This is a genomic window from Abyssicoccus albus, assembly GCF_003815035.1.
Classification (GTDB): domain Bacteria; phylum Bacillota; class Bacilli; order Staphylococcales; family Abyssicoccaceae; genus Abyssicoccus; species Abyssicoccus albus.
This window is the reverse complement of sequence record NZ_RKRK01000003.1, coordinates 34,832-59,078: the sequence shown is the minus strand read 5'-3', so window position 1 is coordinate 59,078 and position 24,247 is coordinate 34,832. Positions and strand designations below refer to the sequence as shown.

Genomic DNA, 24,247 nt, shown 5'->3' with positions numbered 1-24,247 from the left:
AAGGAGTAAGTCAATGAGTGAACAAGTGATTAAAGTCGTAGGTGGAAACACTTTACGCGGTGAAGTTTCAATTAGTGGTGCTAAAAACAGCGCGGTTGCATTAATTCCAGCGACAGTTATGGCGAATGGTGTTGTGACGCTTGATAGTTTACCAGAAATATCAGATGTGAAAACGTTAATGAGCCTATTAGAAGATTTGTCAATTGACACCGAAATGATTGACGAGTGTACAATTAAAATTGATGCATCACATGCAGTCAATAAGCAACTCCCTAATCATAAAGTTCAATCTTTACGAGCATCGTATTATATGATGGGAGCATTACTTGGGCGATTCAATTATTGTGATATTGCATTGCCGGGAGGTTGTCCATTAGGTCCACGCCCAATTGATCAACATATCAAAGGGTTCAAAGCATTAGGTGCTGAAGTGATTGAAGATGGAGAATCGATGAAATTAAGTGCACCGAATGGATTAATCGGAACAAAAATCTTTTTAGACGTTGTGAGTGTCGGTGCAACCATTAATATTATGCTTGCAGCAAGTCGAGCTAAAGGTAAGACAGTTATAGAAAATGCTGCGAAAGAGCCAGAAATAATTGATGTTGCAACATTACTCAACAAAATGGGTGCGAAAGTTAAAGGTGCTGGAACAGACACGATTAAAATTTCCGGTGTAAATGATATGGATGGTGCGACACATAGTGTAATACCCGATCGAATTGAAGCAGGTACGTATATGTGTGTTGCGGCTGCTTGTGGTGAAGAAGTTCGTATCAATAATATTATTCCGGATCATATGGAAGCTTTAACGATGAAATTGAAAGAGATGAACGTGTCTGTTCAACTTGAAGATGATTATGCGATCATTAAGCGACCGAATCAATTCAACCCAGTCCATATAAAGACAAATGTTTATCCAGGATTTGCAACTGATCTCCAACAACCAATCACACCATTGTTCTTTTTGGCTGAAGGCAAATCTACGATTACTGAAACAATCTACCCAGAACGCTTTCGTCATGTCGATGAATTGAAAAATATGGATGCTGACGTTCATGTCGAAAATGGCTCTGCAACATATCATGCACAACAATTGAAAGGTACAGACGTATACGCAAGTGACTTAAGAGCTGGTGCGTGCCTGATGATTGCTGGATTAATAGCTGACGGTACAACAACAATCCATAATGTTCGTCATATAGACCGTGGGTACAGTGATATTGTATCTAAATTAAAAGCAATCGGTGCAAATATTTGGCGAGAAGATATATAAGATAGCCTAGAGGCTATCTTTTTATTGGATTAAATGACAACGTATTCATTTATGATATACTGTTGTATGAATGATACATAAGGAGATGATTGGTGTGGAAAGAAGTTTATCAATGGAGTTAGTGCGCGTGACTGAAGCAGCGGCATTACAATCTGCGAGATGGGTTGGACAAGGTCTGAAGAATGAGGCAGACGATGCAGCAACAACAGCGATGAGAACTGTATTCGATACAATTCCGATGAACGGTACAGTTGTAATTGGTGAAGGTGAGATGGATGAAGCACCAATGCTATATATTGGTGAAGAATTAGGAATGGGCGATAATGGACCAAATCTAGATATTGCAGTAGATCCACTTGAAGGTACGACAATTGTTGCTAAAGGTGAATGGGGTGCGATTACAGTACTTGGTGTAGCAGATAAAGGCAATTTACTTCATGCACCAGATATGTACATGGAGAAAATCGCAGTTGGTCCTGAATGTAAAGGCAAGGTTGATATCACAAAAAGTGTTCGTGAAAACTTAGAAGCAGTTGCGAAGGCGAAAGGTAAAGATATCACTGAAGTGACAGTGACATTATTAGATAGAGACCGTCATAGTGAATTGATTAAAGAAATTCGCGAAGTTGGTGCGCGTATTAAATTAATCAGTAATGGAGATGTGAATGCAGCGATCAATACTGCATTTGACTTTACTGGCGTTGATATTCTGTTAGGTTCAGGTGGAGCGCCTGAAGGTGTATTAGCTGCGATTGGATTGAAATGTTTAGGTGGTGATTTCCAAGGTGTTTTATTGCCTGAAGATAGCGAACAAGAAGCACGTTGTAGAAAAATGGGTATTGAACCAAATACAGTTATCCCATTAGAAGAGATGGTTAAAGGTGATGACGCAATATATGCAGCGACTGCAGTAACAGATAATGAGTTGATGAAAGGTGTTCAATTCAAAGGGAACTACGCAGAAACGTCATCAATTGTTATGCGTGCAAAATCAGGAACAGTACGCTTTATTAATGGTCGTCATAGCTTGAAGAAAAAGCCTGACCTCGTTGTTAAAGATGAAGATTAAATGATAGAACCGCTTTTAAACACTTAACGAATTTCCGTTAAGTGTTTTTTAATGCGTATCGAAATCATAAAATGAATATGTTATGATTTAAGAGCTTAATATAAGAGGAGTGATTGAAATGGCTGAACGACAACGAACGAGCCCACAATATGAATCGTTTGATGCATTATATAAGAAGCATACAACGAAAGAATTAACCCATAAGGCTAAGGAATTAAAACTAGTTAATTATTCTAAGTTAAATAAAAAAGAACTTGTATTAGCCATTATGGAAGCGCAAATGGAGAAAGATGGAAACTACTATATGGAAGGGATATTAGATGATATTCAGCCAGATGGATTTGGTTTCTTAAGAACGGTAAACTTTTCCAAAGGTGAGAAAGATATTTACATTAGTGCTTCTCAGATTAGACGGTTTGAACTAAAGAAGGGGGACAAAGTTACTGGGAAAGTAAGGAAACCTAAAGATAATGAGAAATATTATGGTCTACTTCAAGTTGACTTCGTCAATGACCAAAACGCTGAAGAAGTTAAAAAAAGACCTCACTTCCAAGCATTAACTCCATTATATCCTTCAGATCCTATCAAGTTAGAAACAACTTCCAATAAATATTCGACTCGTATTATGGATATGATCACACCGATTGGTTTTGGGCAACGTGGATTAATCGTTGCACCACCAAAAGCCGGCAAAACAAGCTTATTAAAAGAAATCGCAAATGCAATTGTCATTAACAAGCCGGAGGCAGAATTATTTATACTTCTAATAGGGGAAAGACCAGAAGAGGTTACCGATTTAGAGCGTTCAGTAGAATCTGCAGAGGTCGTTCATTCGACATTCGATGAACCGCCAACGCATCATGTTAAAGTTGCAGAATTATTGTTAGAGAGAGCAAAACGTATGGTCGAACAAGGGCAGGACGTGATTATTTTAATGGATTCAATTACAAGACTTGCAAGAGCATATAATTTAGTTGTGCCGCCGAGTGGAAGAACATTAAGTGGTGGGCTAGATCCTGCGAGTCTCCATAAACCGAAAGCATTCTTCGGTGCTGCACGAAACATTGAAGGTGGAGGTAGCTTAACAATTTTAGCAACGGCGTTAGTGGATACTGGAAGTAGAATGGACGATATGATTTACGAAGAGTTTAAAGGAACAGGGAATATGGAATTGCATTTAGATAGAGGATTAAGCGAACGAAGGATTTATCCCGCGATTGACATTAAACGCTCATCAACACGTAAAGAAGAGCTGTTAATTCCTGAACGTGAATTATCAATGTTATGGAATCTAAGAAATATATTCACTAACCAGTCAGACTTTACTGAAAAATTCATTCGTAAAATTAAGAAGACGACTTCAAATAAAGAGTTCTTTGAAGCGTTAGAGCAATCCTTATCTTCAGGAAATAAAAATAAATCTTTATAACATCTTGATTTTTGTAAGTTAAGTCTATATAATGTATTAGTATGCATGTGGAACGTCCACAAATCACTCTGTTCCAGATGGTTCAGGGCAAAGGAGCTGAATTAATTATGAAACAAGGAATTCATCCAGAGTACCATAAAGTAATTTATGTTGACTCAACGACAGGTTGGAAATTCTTAAGTGGTTCAACTCAAACTTCAAATGAAACAATGGAATGGGAAGATGGGAACGAATACCCAGTTATCCGTTTGGATATCTCTTCTGATTCACATCCATTCTACACAGGTCGTCAGAAGTTCGCTTCTGCAGATGGTCGTGTTGAACGTTTCAACAAGAAGTTTGGATTCAAATCAAGCAACCAAGAAGACTAATAAGACTTTAAGCCACCATTGCGGTGGCTTTTTTTTATGACGAATAGAATAATTTATATGATATAATAATGAGGTTACTAATGAGTTAGGGTGATACTATGAATGATATCGAAAGAAGCGGACGGATAGAATGTATTACAGGCTCTATGTTTTCCGGTAAAAGTGAAGAATTAATTCGTCGAATTCGTAGAGTATTATATGCTAAGCAAAAGATTGTTGTCTTCAAACCGGAGATAGATCAACGATACAAAAAGCAATCCGTCGTAACACATAATGGCCGTTCTGTTGATGCGATTTCAATAGGTCATTCCAATGAAATACGTGGATATATTACAGATGACATTGATGTCGTGGCGATTGATGAAGCTCAGTTTTTCGACGATGGACTCGTCTATGTCATTCAAAACATTGCGAAGTCTAATATTAGAGTTATTGTTGCAGGTCTTGATATGGACTTTACAGGGAATCCATTTGAACCGATGCCACATATTATGGCGATTGCTGAACAGGTGACGAAGCTTAACGCAGTATGTACTGTATGTGGTGGCATTGCGAGTCGAACGCAACGGTTAATTAATGGAGCGCCTGCCCATATTGATGATCCATTGATTCTTGTCGGTGCAGATGAATCATATGAGCCTAGGTGTCGTGAACACCATATTGTGAAAACAGATTAAGGAGAGTGATTGTTATGTTTGATCAGTTAGAAATTGTAGAAAATCGTTATGAGCAATTAAATGAGTTATTAAGTGATCCAGATGTGGTATCAGATCCGAATAAATTAAGAGAATACTCTAAGGAACAGTCTGATTTAGAAGAGACAGTTCAAGTGTATAGAGAGTATAAAGATGTAAAGACACAACTTGATGAAGCGAAGGAGATGCAAAAAGAAGCGACTGATTCTGATATGAAGGAAATGATTAAAGAAGAAATCGCTGAATTGGAACCGCAAATCGAACCATTCGAAGAGAGGTTAAAACTATTACTGATTCCTAAAGACCCTAACGATGATAAAAACGTTGTTATGGAAATTCGTGGTGCAGCGGGTGGAGATGAAGCGAATATCTTTGCTGGCGATTTATACCGTATGTATTCACGTTATGCTGAAGAGAATGGATTGAAGATTGATGTGATGGAATCAGCGCCTGCAGATCAAGGTGGATTCAAAGAAATCAGTTTCACAATTATCGGGAATGGTGCCTTTAGTAAACTGAAGTATGAAAATGGTGCCCATCGTGTTCAACGTGTACCGACGACTGAGAGTGGCGGTAGAATTCATACGTCTACTGCAACGGTCGCGGTATTACCTGAAGTAGAAGATGTTGAGATTGATATTCGTCAGGAAGATTTGAAGATTGAGACATATCGTTCATCAGGAGCTGGAGGACAGCATGTCAATACGACAGATTCTGCAGTTCGTATTACACATTTACCAACTGGAATTGTTGCGACAAGTTCTGAGAAGTCTCAGATTAAAAACCGTGAAAAAGCAATGAAACTTTTGAAGACAAGAGTATATGACCAAATGGTTCAAGAAGAACAAAGTAAATATGATGAGCAACGTAAATCGGCAGTCGGGACTGGTGATCGCTCTGAGCGAATTAGAACATACAATTACCCTCAAAATCGAGTGACAGATCATCGTATTGGATTAACGATTCAAAAGTTGGATCAAATTATGGAAGGTAATATACAGGAAATCATCGATGCATTAAGTATCGAAGAACAAACGCATAAGTTAGAGGAATTAAATAGTGGCAACGTTATCTAAAAAATCTTTTATAGATGAATGTAAGGTGCAATTTGATGTAGACGAATCATCTATCATTTATTTAATGTGTGAGCGTTTAAATATTGATGAGACGGCGTTTTACATGACGATTAATGAACCAATCGATGAAAACATTGCAATGCAAATTAAAGAGGACCTTATGATGATAGAAGATGCATATCCAATTCAATATGTACTTGGATATGCATATTTTTATGGAGATCGTTACATAGTGAATAAGGATGTGCTCATCCCAAGATTTGATACTGAATTGTTAGTGGATTGGGTTCTTACAGAACATTCAAATGAGTCCAAACAGATTGTAGATGTTGGCACTGGCTCTGGAATTATCGCAATTCAGTTGAAGAGAGAACGCCCGTTGTTTAATGTGACTGCAACGGATATTAGTAATCAAGCATTAGACGTTGCGAGCGCTAACGCATCACACTATGATGTTGCTATTGATTTCAAGCATGCGAATGGGTTAGAAGGTGTGCCTTCATTTGATATATTGATTAGTAACCCTCCATATATTATGCATGATGAGATTGATGTGATGACTGAGTCGACGATCAAATATGAGCCGGATTTAGCATTATTCGCAGAAGATAACGGATTATCAATTTATCGCATGATTCTCACGCAAGCGTGTCGAGAAAATAAACATCAATTTATTTGTTATTTCGAGTTTGGATATAAGCAACAAGACTTATTAACCGAACTCTTTAATCAATTCGATAGAGTCACTGGTTATGAATTTCGGAAAGATTTACAAGGACATGATCGCATGGCAAAAGTATACGTTAAAGCGAGGTGAGCTGAATTGAAACAAGAGACAATCATTATTGATGAGAATGAATCGATGGACAATGAATCATCGACTTTAAGAGAAATGATTAAGAAAGATCGTGTCATTGCATTTCCTACAGAGACGGTTTATGGTCTTGGTGGCAATGCATATAGTGATGAAGCGGTGAAGAGAATATTTCAAGTGAAACAACGACCGGCAGATAATCCATTAATTGTACATATTCATTGTATGGAACAATTGAATGAATTCACTGAACATATACACCCTGATGCGTATCGTTTAATGAAACGGTATTGGCCAGGTCCGATTACATTTATCGTTCCGATTAAACAAGGTATGTTAAGTCATTACGTGACAGCAGGTCTTAATACCGTTGGCGTAAGAATGCCTAATCATGATTTTGCGTTGCAGTTTTTGCGTATTGTTGACACACCGATTGCTGCACCAAGTGCTAATATGAGTGGTCGACCTTCTCCGACGAAATTTTCGCATATAGAATATGATTTGTATGGACGAGCTGATGTTTTAATACGCGGAGATGATTCAATTGTTGGTGTTGAGAGTACTGTGGTTGATACAACGGTTGAGCCATTTGAGATTGTTCGACCAGGTCATATTACAGCCGCTGATATTATGAGAGAAACCGGTTTAGAAGTGATTTATGAATCAACGACAAGTACAACGCCTAAGTCACCTGGAATGAAATACCGCCATTACGCACCGAAGCAACCTGTTTACCCTCTTAAAGAAGACTTTAAGCCAGAGGGTCACGTTGGCGTCATTGCGCCAGCGGAATTAATCAAATCATGGAATAATGTCGTGACGTTTGAACTTTGTGAATCTGTTATAGATGTTAATATAGCGATGAGGAATTTATACAAAGCGCTTCGATTTATGGATGCACAACAAGTTGATACAGTGTATATTTATCAGTTTCCTCGACAAGAGAGATATAATGCTTTGAATAATCGTATCGATAAAGTTATCTCTAGCAAGGAGGAAGATTTATGATCATATTCGTTTGTACAGGCAATACGTGCCGATCACCACTTGCAGAAAGCTATGCAAAAACAAAGCTATCATCAGAAGTACAATCAAGAGGATTATTTGTGACACCCGGAAGTATAGTGTCAGATGAGTCGCTACAATTGATTGAAATGAATGAATTAAGTTCATCGTCAGAGCCACAACAATTAACGCATGAAGACCTTCAAGATTCGACTCTTTATACAATGACCGCTCAACATAAGGACATGATTTTACAGATGAATCCTAATGCGAATGTATTGATGTTGTCGGAAATCATCGGAGTCGAAAATGATGTATTGGATCCATATGGTCAATCTTTTGTGGCTTACGAAAAAGCATTTGAACAAATTAAACATTATATAGATCATATTGATTTATAAGAATGAGTAAGAGTCTAGGACAAAAAAGATCAATAAACTAAAATTTGTTGAACTATTTATGTCTTAGACTTTTTTTATCCGTAATCAGAGTATTTCTAATTTACTCTGAATACCAACTTAATAAGTTTTAGTGTTTTTAATTCTATTTTAGTTTATTATTCATAAATATCTTTAGTATAATAGAGTCAAATGATTAAAGGAGTGTTTGTCATGAAAATTGCAATTGCGAGTGACCATGGTGGATTTAAATTAAAGCAAGAGGTTGCAAAATATTTAAAAGATAATGGTTATGATTTTACGGATTTTGGAACAGATTCAAGTGACTCAGTAGATTATCCTGACTATGCAAAGCCTTTAGGAACTAAAGTATCAGCTGGCGAATTTGATCGTGGCATTTTAATATGTGGTACGGGTATTGGGATGAACATTGCTGCCAATAAAGTGGAAGGTGTGCGTTGTGCTCATGTCCATGATGTATACTCTGCAAAGCTTACTCGTCAACACAATGATAGTAATGTGATTGCAATGGGAGAACGCGTGATTGGGCCTGGACTTGCAGTAGACATCATTGATACTTGGTTAAAAACTGAATTTGAAGGTGGTCGACATGAACGACGTGTCAAAAAGATCGAAGATTGACACTGATCTTGAACGGTTGTTAGAAGAATTAATGAAAATTAATTTCTTTAAAGAAAATGAACTGTGTGTGATTGGTTGCTCTACATCTGAAGTCATTGGTGAGAGAATTGGCACGATGGGTAGTATGGATGTTGCTGAACTCATATATACTAAATTAGACGAAATACAGTCAAAAACTGGTGTTCACTTCGTCTTTCAAGGGTGTGAGCATATAAATCGAGCATTGACGATGGAAAGCGCGATGCTCGAGCCTCATCATACTGTTGTTGACGTATTGCCAGTCAAATCAGCCGGTGGAAGTATGTCTCAATATGCTTATCAACATATACAACAGCCGGTAGTGATTGAACATGTTACAGCACAATGTGGTATTGATATTGGTCAAACAATGATTGGGATGCATATTCAGCACGTAGCAGTGCCGGTAAGAACTAATCAAAAAGTGGTTGGTAACGCTATCGTGACAATCTGTACAAGTCGTCCTAAAAAGATTGGTGGAAATCGTGCGCAATATCATTCATAATATATTTAATGGCTAGACTTTTCTAAAAATTAAAAATGAAAGAGGGATTTCAATGACAAAATTAGAACAATACTCAGTTGCACAAGATAAAGAATTATTTGATGCGATGCAAAAAGAATTAAATCGTCAAAACAATAACATTGAATTGATAGCGTCTGAAAACTTCGTATCACGTGCAGTAATGGAAGCTCAGGGCTCAGTCTTGACGAACAAATACGCTGAAGGATATCCTGGTAAACGTTACTATGGTGGGTGTGAATTCGTTGATATTGTTGAAAACTTAGCGAGAGAACGTGCGAAAGAATTGTTCAAAGCTGATCATGCGAATGTTCAACCGCATTCTGGATCCCAAGCAAATATGGCGGTATATCGTGTTGCATTAAAGCCAGGTGAAACAATATTAGGTATGAATTTAAGTCATGGTGGACATTTAACACACGGTTCTCCAGTAAACTTCAGTGGTCAAACATACAACTTCGTAGAATATGGTGTTCATGAAGAGACAGAAATGATTGATTATGATCATGTTCAACAACTAGCGAAAGAACATCAACCGAAGCTTATCGTAGCAGGTGCAAGTGCATATGGACGTGCGATTGACTTCAAGCGCTTTAGAGAAATTGCTGACAGTGTAGATGCATTGTTAATGGTCGATATGGCACATATCGCAGGATTAGTTGCGGTAGGATTACATGAGAACCCCGTTGAATATGCAGATTTTGTCACAACGACAACACATAAAACGTTACGCGGACCGCGTGGTGGAATGATCTTATGCAAAGAAGAATATGCTAAAGCGATTGATAAATCAATTTTCCCTGGCATTCAAGGTGGACCGTTAGAGCATGTGATTGCAGCGAAAGCTGTTGCATTTGGAGAGGCGTTACGTCCAGAATTTAAAGAATATCAACAACAAGTCATCAATAACGCTAAAGTATTAGCTGAAGAATTGACGAATCAAGGGTTGAAAATTGTATCTAATGGAACAGATAATCACCTTGTGCTTGTTGACCTTCGTCCAGTTGAAGTGACGGGTAAAGTAGCAGAACATGCTTTAGATGAAGTCGGAATTACTTGTAATAAAAACACAGTACCATTTGATCCAGAATCTCCATTTGTCACAAGTGGTATTCGATTAGGTACACCAGCTGTCACAACACGTGGGTTTAATGAAGAAGATATGAAAGTTGTTGCGCGTATTATTGCTGACGTCGTAAAACATCACAATGACGAATCAGTCATTCAACGCTCTAAAGAAGAAGTGACATCATTAACAAATAAATACCCTTTATATAAAGAAGTTTATTAATGCTGTCTTGTCATTATCGCTTCAAGTAATATTTGATAGAAAAACACTTACTCACCATTAGTAATATGTTAAACTAATGGTGAGTTTTTATAATGGAGGCAATGAGAATGGAAAATGTTAAAGTATTAGATCACCCACTTATTCAACATAAATTATCATTTATTAGAGATGAGAGTACAGGGACGAAAGACTTTCGTGAACTGGTCAATGAAGTATCTATGTTAATGGGTTATGAGATTACTAGAGATTTGAAGCTTGAAGATGTAGAAATTAACACACCTGTTGAGAAGATGACTGCAAAGCGATTAGCAGGTAAAAAAGTCGCGATTATTCCAATTCTTCGTGCAGGGCTAGGTATGTCAGAAGGCATATTGAAATTGATTCCTGCAGCAAGAGTAGGTCATGTTGGTTTATATAGAGACCCTGAAACGTTCGAAGCGGTCGAATATTACGTTAAATTCCCTAAAGATATATCGGATCGTAAAGTCATTGTGACTGACCCTATGTTAGCGTCCGGCGTATCGGCAATTGATGCGATTACAGCACTTAAAAAGCGTGGTGCTAATAATATTTCATTTATGTGCATCATTGCGGCTCAAGATGGTGTTGATGCATTGGCTGAAGCGCACCCTGATGTAGATATTTATATCGCTGCATTAGATGAAAAATTAAACCATAAGAAATATATCGTCCCTGGTCTTGGTGATGCAGGTGACAGATTATTCGGAACGAAATAGGAGGACTATTGAAATGAAAAAAATTATGACGATATTCGGTACGAGACCAGAAGCGATTAAAATGGCACCGCTTGTCCTACAACTTAAGAAAGACCCAGAGCTAGAGCCAATCGTAGTGGTTACAGCACAACATCGTGAAATGTTAGACCAAGTATTAGAAATCTTTAATATCACGCCTGACTATGATTTAAATGTAATGAAACAAAATCAAACGTTATCAGAAGTGACATCACGTGTGTTAATGGGATTAGAAGATGTCATCAAAGAAGCTCAGCCAGATATGGTACTTGTTCATGGAGATACGACGACAACATTTACAGGTGCCCTTGCAGCATTCTATAACGAAACTGCTATTGGTCATGTTGAGGCAGGATTACGTACACATAATAAATATTCACCATTTCCAGAAGAAATGAACCGTCAAATGACAGGCGTTATGGCGGATTTACATTTTGCGCCAACGACACAATCAGCACAAAATCTGATCAATGAAAATAAAAAAGAGGAGACTGTTTGCATTACAGGAAATACAGCTATCGATGCATTAAATACAACGGTATCGGATGATTATGTATCAGAAGTGTTAAAATCTCACGACGGATTAAGAACGATATTACTGACAGCGCATCGTCGTGAAAATATAGGCGAACCAATGCATAATATTTTCAAAGCGGTTAAACGAATCGTCGATGAGTATGATGATGTCGCAGTTGTTTATCCAATGCATAAGAACCCTAAAGTAAGAGACATCGCAAAAACATATTTAGATAATCACGATAGAATTGATTTAATTGAACCGTTAGATGTAATTGATTTCCATAACTTTGCTCATCAAGCCCACTTTATATTAACGGATTCTGGTGGAGTTCAAGAAGAAGCGCCATCTCTTGGTAAACCAGTACTCGTGTTAAGAGATACAACGGAACGTCCAGAAGGTGTAGAAGCGGGAACATTGAAGCTTGCTGGAATCGAAGAAGAAAAAATTTATGAGTTGACTAAGGAATTGTTAGATGACGAAGCACTCTATAAATCAATGAGTGAAGCGAGTAATCCATATGGTGACGGTAAGGCATCAGAACGCATTTGTGAAAACATTAAGTATTATTTTAATATTTTAGATGAAAAACCAAAATCATTTAAATTGTAAAATAAAATGTAATGTAAATGTTATTGCAATTGAAGTTTTTATATATTATCATTACTAAAGGAATGTAACAGTTTTCATTTTTTCTGAAAACGGCAGGAGAATTAAATCCATGAAACATTTCAAAATATTTGTGCACTCGTTTCTGAAATATTACTTGGCTGCAATTTTGGCATTTGGTGTAGTCTATTGGTTTACATTGAGTCCAATATTTTTAGGATTAATCATAGGGACAATCGCTTCAACTTTATGTTCATTTGTTTGGTGCATGAAACTTCTAAGAAGTATTGAATCAGACGATATAAATATTGGAACAGGCATGATACATAGAGTTTTAATCGTCTGTGTGGCGTGTAGTTTTTGGATTAAATTTCCTGAGCAAGTTGATGTTTTAGGTGTATTAGTTGGGATTGTGTTGCATTATATCGCAATATTGATATTTTCTACAATCCGCTTAATTAAATAATGAAAGAGGTGAGGTTATGGATCATAAGGCTCCCATCTCCACATATGACTTGTTCGGTTTTCCGATTATGGTGAACTGGTCAACACTTGGCATGGCAGTTGTTGCAGCGATTATCGTCTTTGTTATTGGTATCGTATTAACGCGCAACTTGAAAGTTCGTGCAACAGGTGGACAAGTTTTTATTGAGTGGGTTATGGATTTTGTCAAGGGGATTATAAACAGCAACATGAGTTGGCAAAAGGGTGCAAAGTTTCACTTTCTAGCGATTACTTTGATTATGTTTATTTTCGTATCAAACATGCTAGGATTGCCATTTGCAATAGTTGTTGATCACGTACTTTGGTGGAAATCACCAACTGCAGATCCAACATTTACGTTGACACTTGCAGCGTTAATGGTATTACTTACTCATTATTACGGTGTGAAGGAACGCGGTTTTGGTGGATACGCTAAATCATTCACTGAACCAGTCGCATTTTTAACACCAATCAAAATAATAGAGGAGTTCTCTTCAACATTAACACTTGGCCTACGTTTATACGGTAACATTTTTGCCGGTGAGGTATTACTAGGTTTACTCGCAGGGTTAACAGCATCTTTTGGGATTTTAGGTTTTGTTGGAGCGTTTTTACCAACAATGATTTGGCAAGGGTTCTCAATATTTGTAGGCTCTATCCAATCGTATATTTTCGTTATGTTATCAATGGTATATATGTCACATAAAATTAGTGACGACCATTAAAAATAAATTAAACAAACAAATTAGGAGGAATTATTCATGAATTTATTAGCAGCAGCAATTACAATCGGTTTAGCAGCATTAGGCGCAGGTATTGGTAACGCATTAATCGTATCTCGTACAGTAGAAGGTGTTTCTCGTCAACCAGAATCAAAAGGTGATTTAATGCCAATCATGTTCATCGGTGTAGGTTTAGTTGAGGCCGTTCCAATCATCGGTGTAGTTGTAACTTTATTAATGTTATTCATGTTTTAATTAATAACTTTGACTATCCGGCGAAGTCTTCATATTTATATAAGATTTCGCCATTCTAACGTTTAGAATAATGTCTATGTTGTGTGAAAGGAGTGGAGCGTAAAGTGTTAGATTTATTCGTATTAGGAGCTGCTAGTGGCGGCGGTGTTGAATTTGGTACTATATTCGGCACATTAATAGTGTTTTTAGTTCTACTTTTCTTACTAAGTAAGTATGCGTGGGGCCCACTTAAAAACATTATGGATGAACGTGAACAAATGATTAATCGAGATCTCGATGAAGCGAAACGTGCCCGTGAAGAAGCAACGAAGCTTCAAGAAGAGAATGAACGTAAATTAAATGAAGCAAAACAAGAAATTGACACAATGCTTACAAATGCTAAGAATCAAGCTAAAACTGAGAAACAAGCGATTATTGATGAGGCAACGATGAAGTCGGATCAAATGTTAAAAGATGCACAGACTGAAATTCAAAATGAAAAAGACCGTGCAATGAATGATATTAATGATAAAGTTGCTGAATTATCTATATTAATCGCTGAAAAAGTGTTAAATAAAGAAATTAATGACAAAGATCAAAAAGATCTTGTTGAACAGTATATTCATGAGGCAGGCGATAAATAATGTCAATTCAAAGCGCCAAATCTTATGCACAAAGCTTATTCGATACTGCATTGAAGCATGATAAAGAAAAGAAAGTCCTTAAAGATTTATTAGCAATTCATGATTCTGTGAATGCACAAAAAAAATCATACTTAAACGTTGTAAACCATCCAAAGTTAAGTAAAGATGCAAGAATGGATATGATTAGTAAATCTTTTGGTGAGGCAAACAAATATGTTGTCAATACAATTAAGGTGATGGCATCTAATAATAAATTAGATTTGCTTCCTTATCTATATGAAGCATATGAAGAAGTGTATAACGAACATCTAGGGATTAGAAAAGCAACTGTTGAATCTACATATAAACTATTTGAGACTGAATTAGAACGCATTGGACAAGTTTTCGTTCAAAAGCTAGGTTTGAATAAATTAATTATGAAAAACGAAGTAAATCCATCATTAATTGGTGGTGTTCGAATTAAGATCGATACGAAAGTATACGATGGCTCAATCAAAACAAAATTGAACGATATTAAACAACGAGTTGTGCGTCATTAGAAAAGTGAAAAGGAGTGAATGACATGGCCATAAAAACTGAAGAAATCAGTGCTTTATTGCGCTCTCAAATTGAGAACTACGAACAAGATATGACCGTATCAGACATTGGTACGATTATTCGAGTTGGTGATGGTATTGCACTAGCTCATGGCTTATCAGATGTGATGAGTGGTGAACTTGTAGAATTCAAAAGTGGTGTGTTAGGACTTGCACAAAGTCTTGAAGAGGACAATGTAGGGATTGTAATTTTAGGACCTTACGATGATATTCGTGAAGGTGATGAAGTAAAGCGTACGAACAGAATTATGGAAGTACCGGTTGGTGAAGAATTAATTGGACGTGTTGTAAACCCATTAGGACAACCGATTGATGGTAAAGGTCCTCTTAATACGACGAAAACTCGCCCGATTGAAAGTAAAGCAACAGGTGTTATGGATCGTAAATCTGTTGATGAACCATTACAAACAGGGATTAAAGCGATTGATGCACTAGTACCGATTGGACGTGGACAACGTGAATTGATTATCGGTGACCGTCAAACGGGTAAAACAACCGTCGCAATCGATACAATTCTTAACCCAAAAGATGAAGATATGATTTGTGTTTACGTTGCAATTGGTCAGAAGGAATCAACAGTTCGTTCGACAGTAGAAACTCTACGTCAACACGGAGCGTTAGATTATACAATCGTTGTATCTGCAAGTGCAGCTCAACCATCTCCATTATTATATATAGCACCTTACTCAGGTGTATCAATGGCTGAGGAGTTTATGTTTAATGGTAAGCACGTATTAATCGTATATGATGATTTAACAAAGCAAGCATCTGCATATCGTGAATTATCATTATTACTTAGAAGACCACCAGGACGTGAAGCATATCCTGGGGATGTATTCTACTTACATTCACGTCTATTAGAACGTGCTGCGAAGTTAAATGATGATTTAGGTGGCGGTTCTATTACAGCCTTACCATTTATTGAGACTCAAGCTGGTGATATTTCAGCATACGTTCCAACGAACGTAATCTCTATCACAGACGGTCAAATTTTCTTGCAATCTGACTTATTCTTCTCAGGTGTAAGACCTGCAATTAATGCCGGATTATCAGTATCACGTGTTGGTGGTTCAGCTCAGATTAAAGCAATGAAAAAGGTCGCAGGAACACTACGTCTTGACCTAGCTTCATTCAGAGAATTAGAATCATTCGCTCAATTTGGCTCAGACCTTGATGAAGCAACGAAGTCTAAATTAGAACGTGGTAAACGTACTGTTGAAGTATTGAAACAAGATGCGAATAAGCCACTCACTGTTGATAAACAAGTTGCGATTATTTATGCATTAACAAATGGATATTTAGATGATATCGCTGTTGAAGATATTACTCGTTTCGAAGATGAATTCCTAAGCTGGTTATCGAACAATACTCCAGAGATTTTATCGAACATTAAAGAAACGAAACAACTACCAGATAAAGATGCTTATGATCAAGCAATTACAGCATTCAAGAAAACATTTAGTGCTTCAAAATAAAACATGTGATTAATAAAAAATAGAAGGTGGTGAATTTAATGGGATCGTTAAGAGAAATTAAAGGTCGTATTGGTGCAACGAAAAAAACAAGTCAAATCACAAAGGCGATGCACATGGTATCTAACTCAAAGTTACGTCGTGCTGAAGAGAATGCGGTGAAATATAATCCGTATATGACCAAAGTGAAAGAGACGATTTCTGCCATTGCTCAAGGCGACAATGATTCAACTCACCCAATGTTAAATAAACGACCTATTAAACGCACAGGCTATTTAGTCATTACTTGTGATAGAGGGTTAGCTGGTCCGTATAATTCAAGCATCTTAAAGAAAGTGACAGAACATATTCAACAGAATCATTCTATTGAGGGTGACACATATGAAATATTAGTCATCGGTACTGTCGGTGCTCAATTTTTGAAATCTAGAGGGTATAATGTAACTGAGACGATTACTCATCTTCCAGATCAACCATCATTCCCTGATATAAAGGCGATTACGAATAAAGCGGTAGAGCGATACACAAATGAATCATATGATGAATTGTTAATGTTTTACTCACACTTTATTACAGTGCTAGAACAAAAAGTTGTATCACAACAAGTATTACCGCTTGATCAATTAGATTTCGAATCGGAAGCGACTCAAATGGCAAGCTATGAATTTGAGCCTGACAAAGAATCAATTTTAGAAGTGTTATTACCACAATATGCAGAAAGCTTAATCTATGGTGCACTACTTGATGCAAAAGCAAGTGAGCATGCAGCTCGAATGACAGCAATGAAAGCTGCAACTGATAATGCTAAAGAGCTTATTGATGATTTATCACTTCAATATAATAGAGCGAGACAAGCAGCGATTACACAAGAAATTACCGAAATCGTTGGTGGAGCAGCGGCATTAGAATAAAGTTAGAGGAGGATGAAATTAATGACGAATGGTCAAGTAACTCAAATTATGGGACCAGTTATTGACGTACGCTTTGAGCAAGGTAAATTACCAGCATTAAACAACGCATTGTTCTTAAACGTTGAACGTCAAGGTAAACAACATAAACTAGCATTAGAAGTTGCTCTTCATTTAGGAGATGACGTCGTAAGAACAATTGCGATGGATTCAACAGATGGAGTGCAACGTGGTGCTGAAGTAATTGACTCTGGGGCACCGATCTCTGTTCCTGTTGGTGAAGAAACTTTAGGACGTGTCTTTAACGTATTAGGAGATCATATTGATTTAGGTGAAGAATTACCAGCATCAGTTCGCCGTGATCCTATTCATAGACTGGCCCCGAAATTTGATGAACTTTCTACAAACGTTGAGATTTTAGAAACAGGTATTAAAGTCGTTGACTTATTAGCACCTTATACTAAAGGTGGTAAAATTGGATTATTTGGTGGTGCTGGTGTAGGTAAGACCGTATTAATCCAAGAATTGATCAATAATATTGCTCAAGAACACGGTGGTATTTCAGTATTTGCTGGTGTTGGAGAGCGTACTCGTGAAGGAAATGACTTGTTTTATGAAATGAGCGATTCAGGAGTAATTAAGAAGACTGCTATGGTCTTCGGTCAAATGAATGAGCCACCTGGAGCACGTATGCGCGTTGCATTGAGTGGTTTAACGATGGCGGAATATTTCCGTGATGAACAAGGTCAAGACGTATTATTATTCATAGATAATATTTTCCGTTTTACTCAAGCAGGTTCAGAGGTATCGGCTTTATTAGGTCGTATGCCATCAGCCGTTGGTTATCAACCGACACTTGCAACAGAGATGGGACAATTACAAGAGCGTATTACATCAACAAACGTAGGATCAGTTACGTCAATACAAGCAGTATTCGTACCTGCCGATGACTATACTGACCCGGCACCTGCCACAGCGTTTGCTCACTTAGATGCAACGACTAACTTAGAGCGTAAGTTATCTGAGATGGGAATTTACCCAGCGGTAGACCCATTAGCATCTACATCTAGAGCTTTAACACCAGCTGTCGTTGGAGAAGAGCATTATGAAGTAGCACGTCAAGTACAACAAACGATTCAGAAGTACCGTGAATTACAAGATATCATTGCGATTTTAGGTATGGATGAGTTATCTGAAGAAGATAAGTTGACGGTTGCACGTGCAAGAAGAATTCAATTCTTCTTATCACAAAACTTCCACGTTGCTGAACAATTTACAGGTCAAAAAGGTTCATACGTTCCTGTTAAAGAAACGGTTAAAGGGTTTAAAGAAATCTTAGACGGTAAGTACGATAATGTTCCAGAAGATGCATTCCGTTTAGTCGGAAGCATTGAAGATGTTATTGAAAAAGCTAAAGATATGGGTGTAGAAGCATAATAAATAGGAGGAGATATCATGAATACAATTGAATTAGATATTGTCACTCCTAATGGTAGTGTGTTCCATGAAGAAGCAGCAGAACTCGTTGTGGTTGATACAACGGATGGTGAACGTGGATTTATGGCTAGACATACACCAACTGTTGCACCACTTAAGATTGGTAAGCTTCATGTTCGCACAACGAAAGATACTGAATACTTCGCTGTATCTGAAGGGTTCGTTGAAGTTAGACCAGAGAAAGTGACTGTATTAGTCCAATCTGCTGAGCATGTAGATGATATAGATACTGAACGTGCGAAAGCAGCGCGCGATCGTGCTAAACAATTACTTGAACAATCGAAGAATGAAGACATTGATTTCAAGCGAGCTGATAGAGCGTTAAGACGTGCAATCAATCGTATTGATGTTGCTAAGTTTAGATAATATATTTAAATCATATTAATTTGTATCACTGAATATATGAAAATATATTAGGTGATGTACGATATAATATAAAAAAATGTTATTAATGAGAAAGAACAAACCCTATTAGAGAAGGGTTTGTTCTTTCTTTGTATCATCAATCGTAAATGAAATATATTTAAATTTTAAAGATATATATAAAGAAATAATTCATAAATAAATTATGTATAATATAAGATTAAAAAACATTAAATAAAATAATAAAGCTAAAGGAGAAAATCATGCAAGATTATGCAAATTTAAGCCTGGCCTACGTACTTATATACTTATTGTCTTTTATGTTAGCCTATAATGCTTTGTTGAAACTAAATGTTGAACAATTGTTTAAAAAAGGGAGTGTCATTCAAATCCAAATTTTCGTCATTATGATCTCTACATTATTATCTTTTGGGACTACACAGTTTATTATGGAGTTATTTACACACTCAAGAAATATTCCATTTATATTTCTAATCAATACAATTTGTAATTATTTTGTAACATTAGCAACATTTTTGTTATAAAACCTTTGAATTTTATTATATTTCATATATAATAAAATTGTATTATGTATTTTCTTTAGTTTGTTTTAGTTAGATTGATAAATATTGTTTTATCTCAATAGAAATTGGATATAATATAGTAGCTTTACTTAACATAGAATCATAATGATAAATTATTATTATGAAATGTAAACAATATATCGTGATAAATAATAATTTTTAAAAAAATTATGGATATAGACATTAAACAATGTAATAAGTACTTAAATGACTATATAAATTGTACATATATACAAACATACAAATCTAATAAAGATTAATTTTGAAATATATTATCGCAACATATCGGAGGTTTATTTTATGATAGATGAATTAAGAATTAAAGGGGGCAATCGCCTTCAAGGTGAGGTACATATCGATGGTTCAAAGAATGCTGTACTTCCAATATTAGCTGCAACCTTGTTACCAACTTCAGGTAAATCTGTGTTAACAAATGTGCCGCGTTTAGATGATGTCGCTACAATCACACAAGTACTCGAACATTTAAATGTTGAGGTTGATTCTAAGTTAGAAGATAACACAGTGACATTAGATGCTAGTGGCAATATTAATTCGATGGCTCATTATGACTTTGTGTCTAAAATGAGAGCGAGTGTATTAGTTATGGGGCCATTACTTGCTAGAAATAAACATGCTCATGTTGCGATGCCGGGTGGGTGTGCAATAGGATCACGCCCGATTGATTTACATTTAAAAGGGTTCGAAGCATTAGGTGCGAACATTACAATTGGAAATGGATATATTGAAGGTGTAGTGGAAGATGAATTGAAGGGTGCCGATATTTATTTAGACTTCCCTTCAGTAGGTGCGACTCAGAATATTATGATGGCTGCGGTACTTGCAAAAGGTAAAACGGTTATTGATAATGCTGCACAAGAGCCAGAAATTGTAGACTTGGCTAACTTCTTAAATAGTATGGGTGCAAGCATTAAAGGAGCTGGAACGGCTACGATTCGTATTAAAGGGGTAGAAGAACTGAATGGAGTAAAACATTCCATCATTCCAGATCGTATTGAAGCTGGTACATTTATGGTTGCTGCTGCAATTACGAGAGGTGATGTATTGGTGAAAAATGTAATTCATGAACATTTGAGACCAGTTACATCAAAGTTACGTGAAATGGGAGCAGAAGTAACATTAAATGGCGATTCAATTCGTGTGAATGCGATTGACAAGACTTTACAAGCTGTCACAATCAAGACGAAGGAGCACCCAGGATTTCCGACAGATATGCAAGCACAAATGATGGCGTTAATGTTAACGACAGAAGGTGTGGGTCATATTACTGAGACAATATTTGAAAATCGTTTCATGCACGTTGAAGAATTCAAGCGTATGAATGCTATAATATCTGTTGAAGCAAAGACTGCTGCGATTTCTAACAGTAAGTTAAGTGGAGCGCAAGTGAAAGCAACAGACTTAAGAGCAGCCGCAGCATTAGCACTTGCTGGTTTGGTAGCTGATGGATATACACGTGTTGGTGAATTGAAACATTTAGATCGTGGATATGTTAATTTCGATTATAAATTACAATCATTAGGTGCTGATATCGTAAGAACATCTCGTCAAAAGTATCAAAATGTAACTTCTATGAATTAATCAGTATAAAATAGTAAAGTCATGAATCAATCAGTATATAATTAATAAAATTTACTTTAGAGATTATGAGTTCTATTAAGACTTCTAAATAAAGTATTTAAAAACTATTAGCTAAAATCATGTGATTTGATGATGATTGCTGATAGTTTTTTTGTGAATAACAAGATAAATTAATGATATAATATATATAATTGAAAAATATAATGTATTGAGGGGAAAGAGGTCAGCCTATGAATACTGACAAAGTGGTATTGCGTAAATTTCCATTATTCGCAAGAATTCTTATCGTGTTATATTTGGCGATATTGTTATTTATCGTCGGACTGATGATTGGGTTTGGAATTTTAGGAAATCCGATGGATGTTTTTGATTTAGATACGTGGAAGCATATTGTTGAATTAACAAAAGAAGGGTGAGTTTACTATGTTATCATTTGATGAAATTAAGGAGATTATCCCACATCGCTATCCATTCTTATTGATTGATAAAGTAGTACATGTAGATGAGAATAAAGAGGCTTTTGCTGTGAAGCAAGTTACAGGGAATGAACCTTTTTTTCAAGGTCATTTTCCTAATTATGCAGTGATGCCAGGGGTTTTAATTGTTGAAGCATTAGCTCAAACAGGTGCTGTGGCTTTATTATCTAATGAAGAGAATAGAGGAAAGCTTGCGATGTTTACTGGAATCGATAAGTGTAAATTTAAACGTCAAGTTAAGCCTGGTGATACATTAAAGCTACATGTTGAACTGACAAAAGTTCGTTTACCGATTGGAAAAGGGAAAGCTGTTGCAACGGTAAACGATGAAATTGCTTGTACATGTGAGATTTCATTTGCATTAGTGGATGTAGATGAATCGTAATTAATCTATTTAAAGGTTGTAATTTTGAATAATAAATAATTAATTAATGAAATTACAAAAATAATTCAATCACTTAATAATAAAAGCAACAATTATAAAATAACGCTAATGAGAACAATAAATCCCATTAGCGTTATTTTATATGTAAATTTGTTATTTTAAGTTGTAAAAATAGTAATTATAAGAATTTAGATTAAAAAATGTTCTTATATATAATTTATGAATTCACGAACTATATAAATTTAAAAAACTTATAAAAAAGTTGATAAATAATGAAGTTATTCGATTTCTTCTGAATTGATATGTTCTTCTTTTAACTTTGGCTTAGATTGCATATGACGATCGAATGTCTTTGTCAAATCCTCGCCCGTATGACCTTCTTCTATTAATTGCTTCAATAATTGTTCTGCATAAGTTTGACGTTGAGTATGGATTTTGCAATCCATAATGACAGAAAGCTCATCGTCCAGTTCGAGAAAATCTACAATTTTCGCACTAAATAAAGCGGGGTCATTGGTTGGCCTCGTAATCATTACACGAATATCAATCTGTTCACCTTGCTCATATAATGATTGGAAATATTCTTGATGATCAAGTTCGATGCAAATTTCTAAAAGCCAACCTTCAGTCGTCGGAGATTTATCAATAATGATACCTTCTCTTACTAGGAATTCATTAATTCGTTGTTCGTCCACAATTTGAAAACGTATGACATTAAAAGCACGCATGAAAATCACCTTTCTTTATTTCATTCAATTCATTAATATTAGTTAATAAATGAATTATTACTAAAATATTTATATGTAAAAAATTTTAAAATCTTTTATTTTTAATAGATTATGAATGGTGCTAACAATAAATAAAATATAGTAAGCTAAAAATTTAATTTATGATTAAATCAGTATTATTATATCATGAATTGAACTTTGTCTATATGTTCAAGACAAGATATATTATGTGTGAAAGGAGGTGGACACATGATAAATCGCATTGTCTTAATTGGAAGAGTTGCAAGTGACTATCGATCATACAAATTTGATAATGGTGGTAATGTTATATCATTTATTGTTGCAGTGAATAGACCATTTAAAAACAAATCAACAGATGAAAGAGAAAGCGACTTCTTTATCGTAAAGGCATATAATAAAACGGCAGATATAATTACAACTTATTGTTCTAAAGGAGAACAAATTGGTATTGCAGGGTCACTTCGATCACGTAAATACAAAGGCGATGACAATATAGAACGATATATTAATGAAGTGATTATAGAGACAGTTCAATTAATTGAACCTAAAAAGACAAATCAAGATGTGAAAAATATGATGGATGATATACAATCAGCAGAAGATCTATTTGGTAAGAATAATGATTCTAGCATTGAAAATGTTCAAAACAGTATCAATATAATTAAAAATCATCAAAAATCCCAACAAAGATCTAATGTAAAAACACATGATGAAGATAAAGAATATACGAATCACTCTCAATCAACTAATAATCATATAAATAATGAAGAAATAGGTGATGATAAAAATAAAGAAGCTGTATTAAGCTAATCGTTTAATTGATTAGATTGCTGACAGAAGATGCTCATTAAAATTGAATAAGTATAAAAACACCTACATGTTGATGATGAATTCCTCCTTTAATATTCTTATGAAATATTCTTTATATTAGTTAATTAAGAAGTACTTAAATATAAAATTTGATAAGTTTTACCCCCGACTTATTGAACTTTATTTGATATTAAGTGTTTATCAACAAACAGTTCTATTATTATACATCTATTATTT

Annotated in this window: 29 protein-coding genes; 28 read left to right on the top strand and 1 reads right to left on the bottom strand. The window is 35.8% G+C overall.

What is annotated here, in order from left to right; all coding sequences use genetic code 11:
• The first annotated feature begins 13 nt into the window (after positions 1 to 13).
• From EDD62_RS05395 to fabZ, 27 genes are all read left to right on the top strand, one after another.
• Positions 14 to 1,276, top strand: a complete 1,263-nt coding sequence (locus EDD62_RS05395; RefSeq protein ID WP_123807838.1) for a UDP-N-acetylglucosamine 1-carboxyvinyltransferase — start codon at positions 14 to 16, stop codon at positions 1,274 to 1,276.
• Positions 1,277 to 1,370: 94 nt separating this feature from the next.
• On the top strand, positions 1,371 to 2,345 hold the full coding sequence (glpX, locus tag EDD62_RS05390) for a class II fructose-bisphosphatase (protein ID WP_123807837.1): 975 nt from the start codon (positions 1,371 to 1,373) through the stop codon (positions 2,343 to 2,345).
• 118 nt (positions 2,346 to 2,463) lie between these two features.
• The gene (gene rho, locus EDD62_RS05385) at positions 2,464 to 3,774 is read left to right on the top strand and encodes a transcription termination factor Rho (RefSeq protein ID WP_123807836.1); all 1,311 of its coding nucleotides are present in this window, start codon (positions 2,464 to 2,466) and stop codon (positions 3,772 to 3,774) included.
• Between the two features lie 107 nt (positions 3,775 to 3,881).
• A complete protein-coding gene (locus tag EDD62_RS05380) occupies positions 3,882 to 4,145 on the top strand; it encodes a type B 50S ribosomal protein L31 (RefSeq protein ID WP_077139771.1) in 264 nt (87 codons plus the stop codon).
• A 98-nt stretch (positions 4,146 to 4,243) separates the two neighbouring features.
• The gene (locus EDD62_RS05375; protein ID WP_077139772.1) at positions 4,244 to 4,822 is read left to right on the top strand and encodes a thymidine kinase; all 579 of its coding nucleotides are present in this window, start codon (positions 4,244 to 4,246) and stop codon (positions 4,820 to 4,822) included.
• Between the two features lie 14 nt (positions 4,823 to 4,836).
• Entirely contained in the window at positions 4,837 to 5,916 is a 1,080-nt protein-coding gene (gene prfA, locus EDD62_RS05370) for a peptide chain release factor 1 (RefSeq protein ID WP_123807835.1), read from the top strand.
• Positions 5,900 to 6,733, top strand: a complete 834-nt coding sequence (prmC, locus tag EDD62_RS05365; RefSeq protein WP_123807834.1) for a peptide chain release factor N(5)-glutamine methyltransferase — start codon at positions 5,900 to 5,902, stop codon at positions 6,731 to 6,733. The genes prfA and prmC overlap by 17 nt, the downstream gene beginning before the upstream one ends.
• 6 nt (positions 6,734 to 6,739) lie before the next feature.
• Positions 6,740 to 7,738 (top strand): L-threonylcarbamoyladenylate synthase, encoded by a 999-nt coding sequence (locus tag EDD62_RS05360; protein WP_123807833.1) that lies wholly within the window; start codon positions 6,740 to 6,742, stop codon positions 7,736 to 7,738.
• The gene (locus EDD62_RS05355) at positions 7,735 to 8,136 is read left to right on the top strand and encodes an arsenate reductase/protein-tyrosine-phosphatase family protein (RefSeq protein WP_123807832.1); all 402 of its coding nucleotides are present in this window, start codon (positions 7,735 to 7,737) and stop codon (positions 8,134 to 8,136) included. Before EDD62_RS05360 ends, EDD62_RS05355 begins: the two co-directional genes overlap by 4 nt.
• Positions 8,137 to 8,346: 210 nt before the next feature.
• Entirely contained in the window at positions 8,347 to 8,775 is a 429-nt protein-coding gene (rpiB, locus tag EDD62_RS05350) for a ribose 5-phosphate isomerase B (RefSeq protein WP_123807831.1), read from the top strand.
• Positions 8,744 to 9,298, top strand: coding sequence for a TIGR01440 family protein (locus EDD62_RS05345; RefSeq protein WP_123807830.1), 555 nt, complete (start codon positions 8,744 to 8,746; stop codon positions 9,296 to 9,298). The genes rpiB and EDD62_RS05345 overlap by 32 nt, the downstream gene beginning before the upstream one ends.
• 52 nt (positions 9,299 to 9,350) lie before the next feature.
• Entirely contained in the window at positions 9,351 to 10,607 is a 1,257-nt protein-coding gene (glyA, locus tag EDD62_RS05340; protein WP_077139778.1) for a serine hydroxymethyltransferase, read from the top strand.
• A gap of 107 nt (positions 10,608 to 10,714) precedes the next feature.
• Complete coding sequence (upp, locus tag EDD62_RS05335; protein WP_123807829.1) at positions 10,715 to 11,344, top strand: uracil phosphoribosyltransferase; 630 nt, start codon at positions 10,715 to 10,717, stop codon at positions 11,342 to 11,344.
• Between the two features lie 13 nt (positions 11,345 to 11,357).
• Positions 11,358 to 12,491 (top strand): non-hydrolyzing UDP-N-acetylglucosamine 2-epimerase, encoded by a 1,134-nt coding sequence (gene wecB, locus EDD62_RS05330; RefSeq protein WP_123807828.1) that lies wholly within the window; start codon positions 11,358 to 11,360, stop codon positions 12,489 to 12,491.
• 109 nt (positions 12,492 to 12,600) lie between these two features.
• A complete protein-coding gene (locus EDD62_RS05325) occupies positions 12,601 to 12,954 on the top strand; it encodes an ATP synthase subunit I (protein ID WP_077139781.1) in 354 nt (117 codons plus the stop codon).
• Positions 12,955 to 12,970: 16 nt separating this feature from the next.
• On the top strand, positions 12,971 to 13,696 hold the full coding sequence (gene atpB, locus EDD62_RS05320; RefSeq protein ID WP_123807827.1) for a F0F1 ATP synthase subunit A: 726 nt from the start codon (positions 12,971 to 12,973) through the stop codon (positions 13,694 to 13,696).
• Between the two features lie 36 nt (positions 13,697 to 13,732).
• The gene (atpE, locus tag EDD62_RS05315; RefSeq protein ID WP_077139783.1) at positions 13,733 to 13,948 is read left to right on the top strand and encodes a F0F1 ATP synthase subunit C; all 216 of its coding nucleotides are present in this window, start codon (positions 13,733 to 13,735) and stop codon (positions 13,946 to 13,948) included.
• A 104-nt stretch (positions 13,949 to 14,052) separates the two neighbouring features.
• Positions 14,053 to 14,571 carry a F0F1 ATP synthase subunit B gene (locus EDD62_RS05310; protein ID WP_077139784.1) on the top strand — a complete coding sequence of 173 codons (519 nt, stop codon included), beginning with the start codon at positions 14,053 to 14,055 and terminating at the stop codon, positions 14,569 to 14,571.
• Positions 14,571 to 15,110: an ATP synthase F1 subunit delta gene (atpH, locus tag EDD62_RS05305; protein WP_123807826.1), complete on the top strand. Its 540-nt coding sequence runs from the start codon at positions 14,571 to 14,573 to the stop codon at positions 15,108 to 15,110. Before EDD62_RS05310 ends, atpH begins: the two co-directional genes overlap by 1 nt.
• 23 nt (positions 15,111 to 15,133) lie before the next feature.
• Positions 15,134 to 16,642 (top strand): F0F1 ATP synthase subunit alpha, encoded by a 1,509-nt coding sequence (gene atpA, locus EDD62_RS05300; protein WP_123807825.1) that lies wholly within the window; start codon positions 15,134 to 15,136, stop codon positions 16,640 to 16,642.
• 38 nt (positions 16,643 to 16,680) lie between these two features.
• The gene (atpG, locus tag EDD62_RS05295) at positions 16,681 to 17,550 is read left to right on the top strand and encodes an ATP synthase F1 subunit gamma (RefSeq protein ID WP_077139787.1); all 870 of its coding nucleotides are present in this window, start codon (positions 16,681 to 16,683) and stop codon (positions 17,548 to 17,550) included.
• A 21-nt stretch (positions 17,551 to 17,571) separates the two neighbouring features.
• A complete protein-coding gene (atpD, locus tag EDD62_RS05290; protein WP_077139788.1) occupies positions 17,572 to 18,984 on the top strand; it encodes a F0F1 ATP synthase subunit beta in 1,413 nt (470 codons plus the stop codon).
• 18 nt (positions 18,985 to 19,002) lie between these two features.
• Positions 19,003 to 19,410, top strand: coding sequence for a F0F1 ATP synthase subunit epsilon (locus tag EDD62_RS05285; protein ID WP_077139789.1), 408 nt, complete (start codon positions 19,003 to 19,005; stop codon positions 19,408 to 19,410).
• A gap of 260 nt (positions 19,411 to 19,670) precedes the next feature.
• Positions 19,671 to 19,952: a DUF1146 domain-containing protein gene (locus EDD62_RS05280; RefSeq protein WP_123807824.1), complete on the top strand. Its 282-nt coding sequence runs from the start codon at positions 19,671 to 19,673 to the stop codon at positions 19,950 to 19,952.
• Between the two features lie 342 nt (positions 19,953 to 20,294).
• Positions 20,295 to 21,590: a UDP-N-acetylglucosamine 1-carboxyvinyltransferase gene (gene murA / locus EDD62_RS05275; protein ID WP_123808099.1), complete on the top strand. Its 1,296-nt coding sequence runs from the start codon at positions 20,295 to 20,297 to the stop codon at positions 21,588 to 21,590.
• A 230-nt stretch (positions 21,591 to 21,820) separates the two neighbouring features.
• Positions 21,821 to 22,006, top strand: coding sequence for a DNA-directed RNA polymerase subunit beta (locus EDD62_RS05270; RefSeq protein ID WP_077139791.1), 186 nt, complete (start codon positions 21,821 to 21,823; stop codon positions 22,004 to 22,006).
• 7 nt (positions 22,007 to 22,013) lie between these two features.
• On the top strand, positions 22,014 to 22,451 hold the full coding sequence (gene fabZ / locus EDD62_RS05265) for a 3-hydroxyacyl-ACP dehydratase FabZ (RefSeq protein ID WP_077139792.1): 438 nt from the start codon (positions 22,014 to 22,016) through the stop codon (positions 22,449 to 22,451).
• A 278-nt stretch (positions 22,452 to 22,729) separates the two neighbouring features.
• Here the strand turns inward: fabZ and EDD62_RS05260 are convergent, their stop codons facing one another.
• Complete coding sequence (locus EDD62_RS05260; RefSeq protein WP_123807823.1) at positions 22,730 to 23,179, bottom strand: YwpF family protein; 450 nt, start codon at positions 23,177 to 23,179, stop codon at positions 22,730 to 22,732.
• A 249-nt stretch (positions 23,180 to 23,428) separates the two neighbouring features.
• Here EDD62_RS05260 and EDD62_RS05255 point away from each other — a divergent pair, with 249 nt between their 5' ends.
• Positions 23,429 to 24,010, top strand: a complete 582-nt coding sequence (locus EDD62_RS05255) for a single-stranded DNA-binding protein (protein ID WP_123807822.1) — start codon at positions 23,429 to 23,431, stop codon at positions 24,008 to 24,010.
• The last annotated feature ends 237 nt before the right edge of the window (positions 24,011 to 24,247 follow it).

Coding starts and splice junctions, on each gene's coding strand:
- EDD62_RS05395 (WP_123807838.1), top strand. CDS start 14: ATGAGTGAACAAGTGATTAAAGTCGTAGGTGGAAACACTTTACGCGGT.
- rho (WP_123807836.1), top strand. CDS start 2,464: ATGGCTGAACGACAACGAACGAGCCCACAATATGAATCGTTTGATGCA.
- EDD62_RS05380 (WP_077139771.1), top strand. CDS start 3,882: ATGAAACAAGGAATTCATCCAGAGTACCATAAAGTAATTTATGTTGAC.
- EDD62_RS05375 (WP_077139772.1), top strand. CDS start 4,244: ATGAATGATATCGAAAGAAGCGGACGGATAGAATGTATTACAGGCTCT.
- prfA (WP_123807835.1), top strand. CDS start 4,837: ATGTTTGATCAGTTAGAAATTGTAGAAAATCGTTATGAGCAATTAAAT.
- EDD62_RS05355 (WP_123807832.1), top strand. CDS start 7,735: ATGATCATATTCGTTTGTACAGGCAATACGTGCCGATCACCACTTGCA.
- rpiB (WP_123807831.1), top strand. CDS start 8,347: ATGAAAATTGCAATTGCGAGTGACCATGGTGGATTTAAATTAAAGCAA.
- EDD62_RS05345 (WP_123807830.1), top strand. CDS start 8,744: ATGAACGACGTGTCAAAAAGATCGAAGATTGACACTGATCTTGAACGG.
- glyA (WP_077139778.1), top strand. CDS start 9,351: ATGACAAAATTAGAACAATACTCAGTTGCACAAGATAAAGAATTATTT.
- upp (WP_123807829.1), top strand. CDS start 10,715: ATGGAAAATGTTAAAGTATTAGATCACCCACTTATTCAACATAAATTA.
- wecB (WP_123807828.1), top strand. CDS start 11,358: ATGAAAAAAATTATGACGATATTCGGTACGAGACCAGAAGCGATTAAA.
- EDD62_RS05325 (WP_077139781.1), top strand. CDS start 12,601: ATGAAACATTTCAAAATATTTGTGCACTCGTTTCTGAAATATTACTTG.
- atpB (WP_123807827.1), top strand. CDS start 12,971: ATGGATCATAAGGCTCCCATCTCCACATATGACTTGTTCGGTTTTCCG.
- atpE (WP_077139783.1), top strand. CDS start 13,733: ATGAATTTATTAGCAGCAGCAATTACAATCGGTTTAGCAGCATTAGGC.
- atpH (WP_123807826.1), top strand. CDS start 14,571: ATGTCAATTCAAAGCGCCAAATCTTATGCACAAAGCTTATTCGATACT.
- atpA (WP_123807825.1), top strand. CDS start 15,134: ATGGCCATAAAAACTGAAGAAATCAGTGCTTTATTGCGCTCTCAAATT.
- atpG (WP_077139787.1), top strand. CDS start 16,681: ATGGGATCGTTAAGAGAAATTAAAGGTCGTATTGGTGCAACGAAAAAA.
- atpD (WP_077139788.1), top strand. CDS start 17,572: ATGACGAATGGTCAAGTAACTCAAATTATGGGACCAGTTATTGACGTA.
- EDD62_RS05285 (WP_077139789.1), top strand. CDS start 19,003: ATGAATACAATTGAATTAGATATTGTCACTCCTAATGGTAGTGTGTTC.
- EDD62_RS05280 (WP_123807824.1), top strand. CDS start 19,671: ATGCAAGATTATGCAAATTTAAGCCTGGCCTACGTACTTATATACTTA.
- EDD62_RS05270 (WP_077139791.1), top strand. CDS start 21,821: ATGAATACTGACAAAGTGGTATTGCGTAAATTTCCATTATTCGCAAGA.
- fabZ (WP_077139792.1), top strand. CDS start 22,014: ATGTTATCATTTGATGAAATTAAGGAGATTATCCCACATCGCTATCCA.
- EDD62_RS05260 (WP_123807823.1), bottom strand. CDS start 23,179: ATGCGTGCTTTTAATGTCATACGTTTTCAAATTGTGGACGAACAACGA.
- EDD62_RS05255 (WP_123807822.1), top strand. CDS start 23,429: ATGATAAATCGCATTGTCTTAATTGGAAGAGTTGCAAGTGACTATCGA.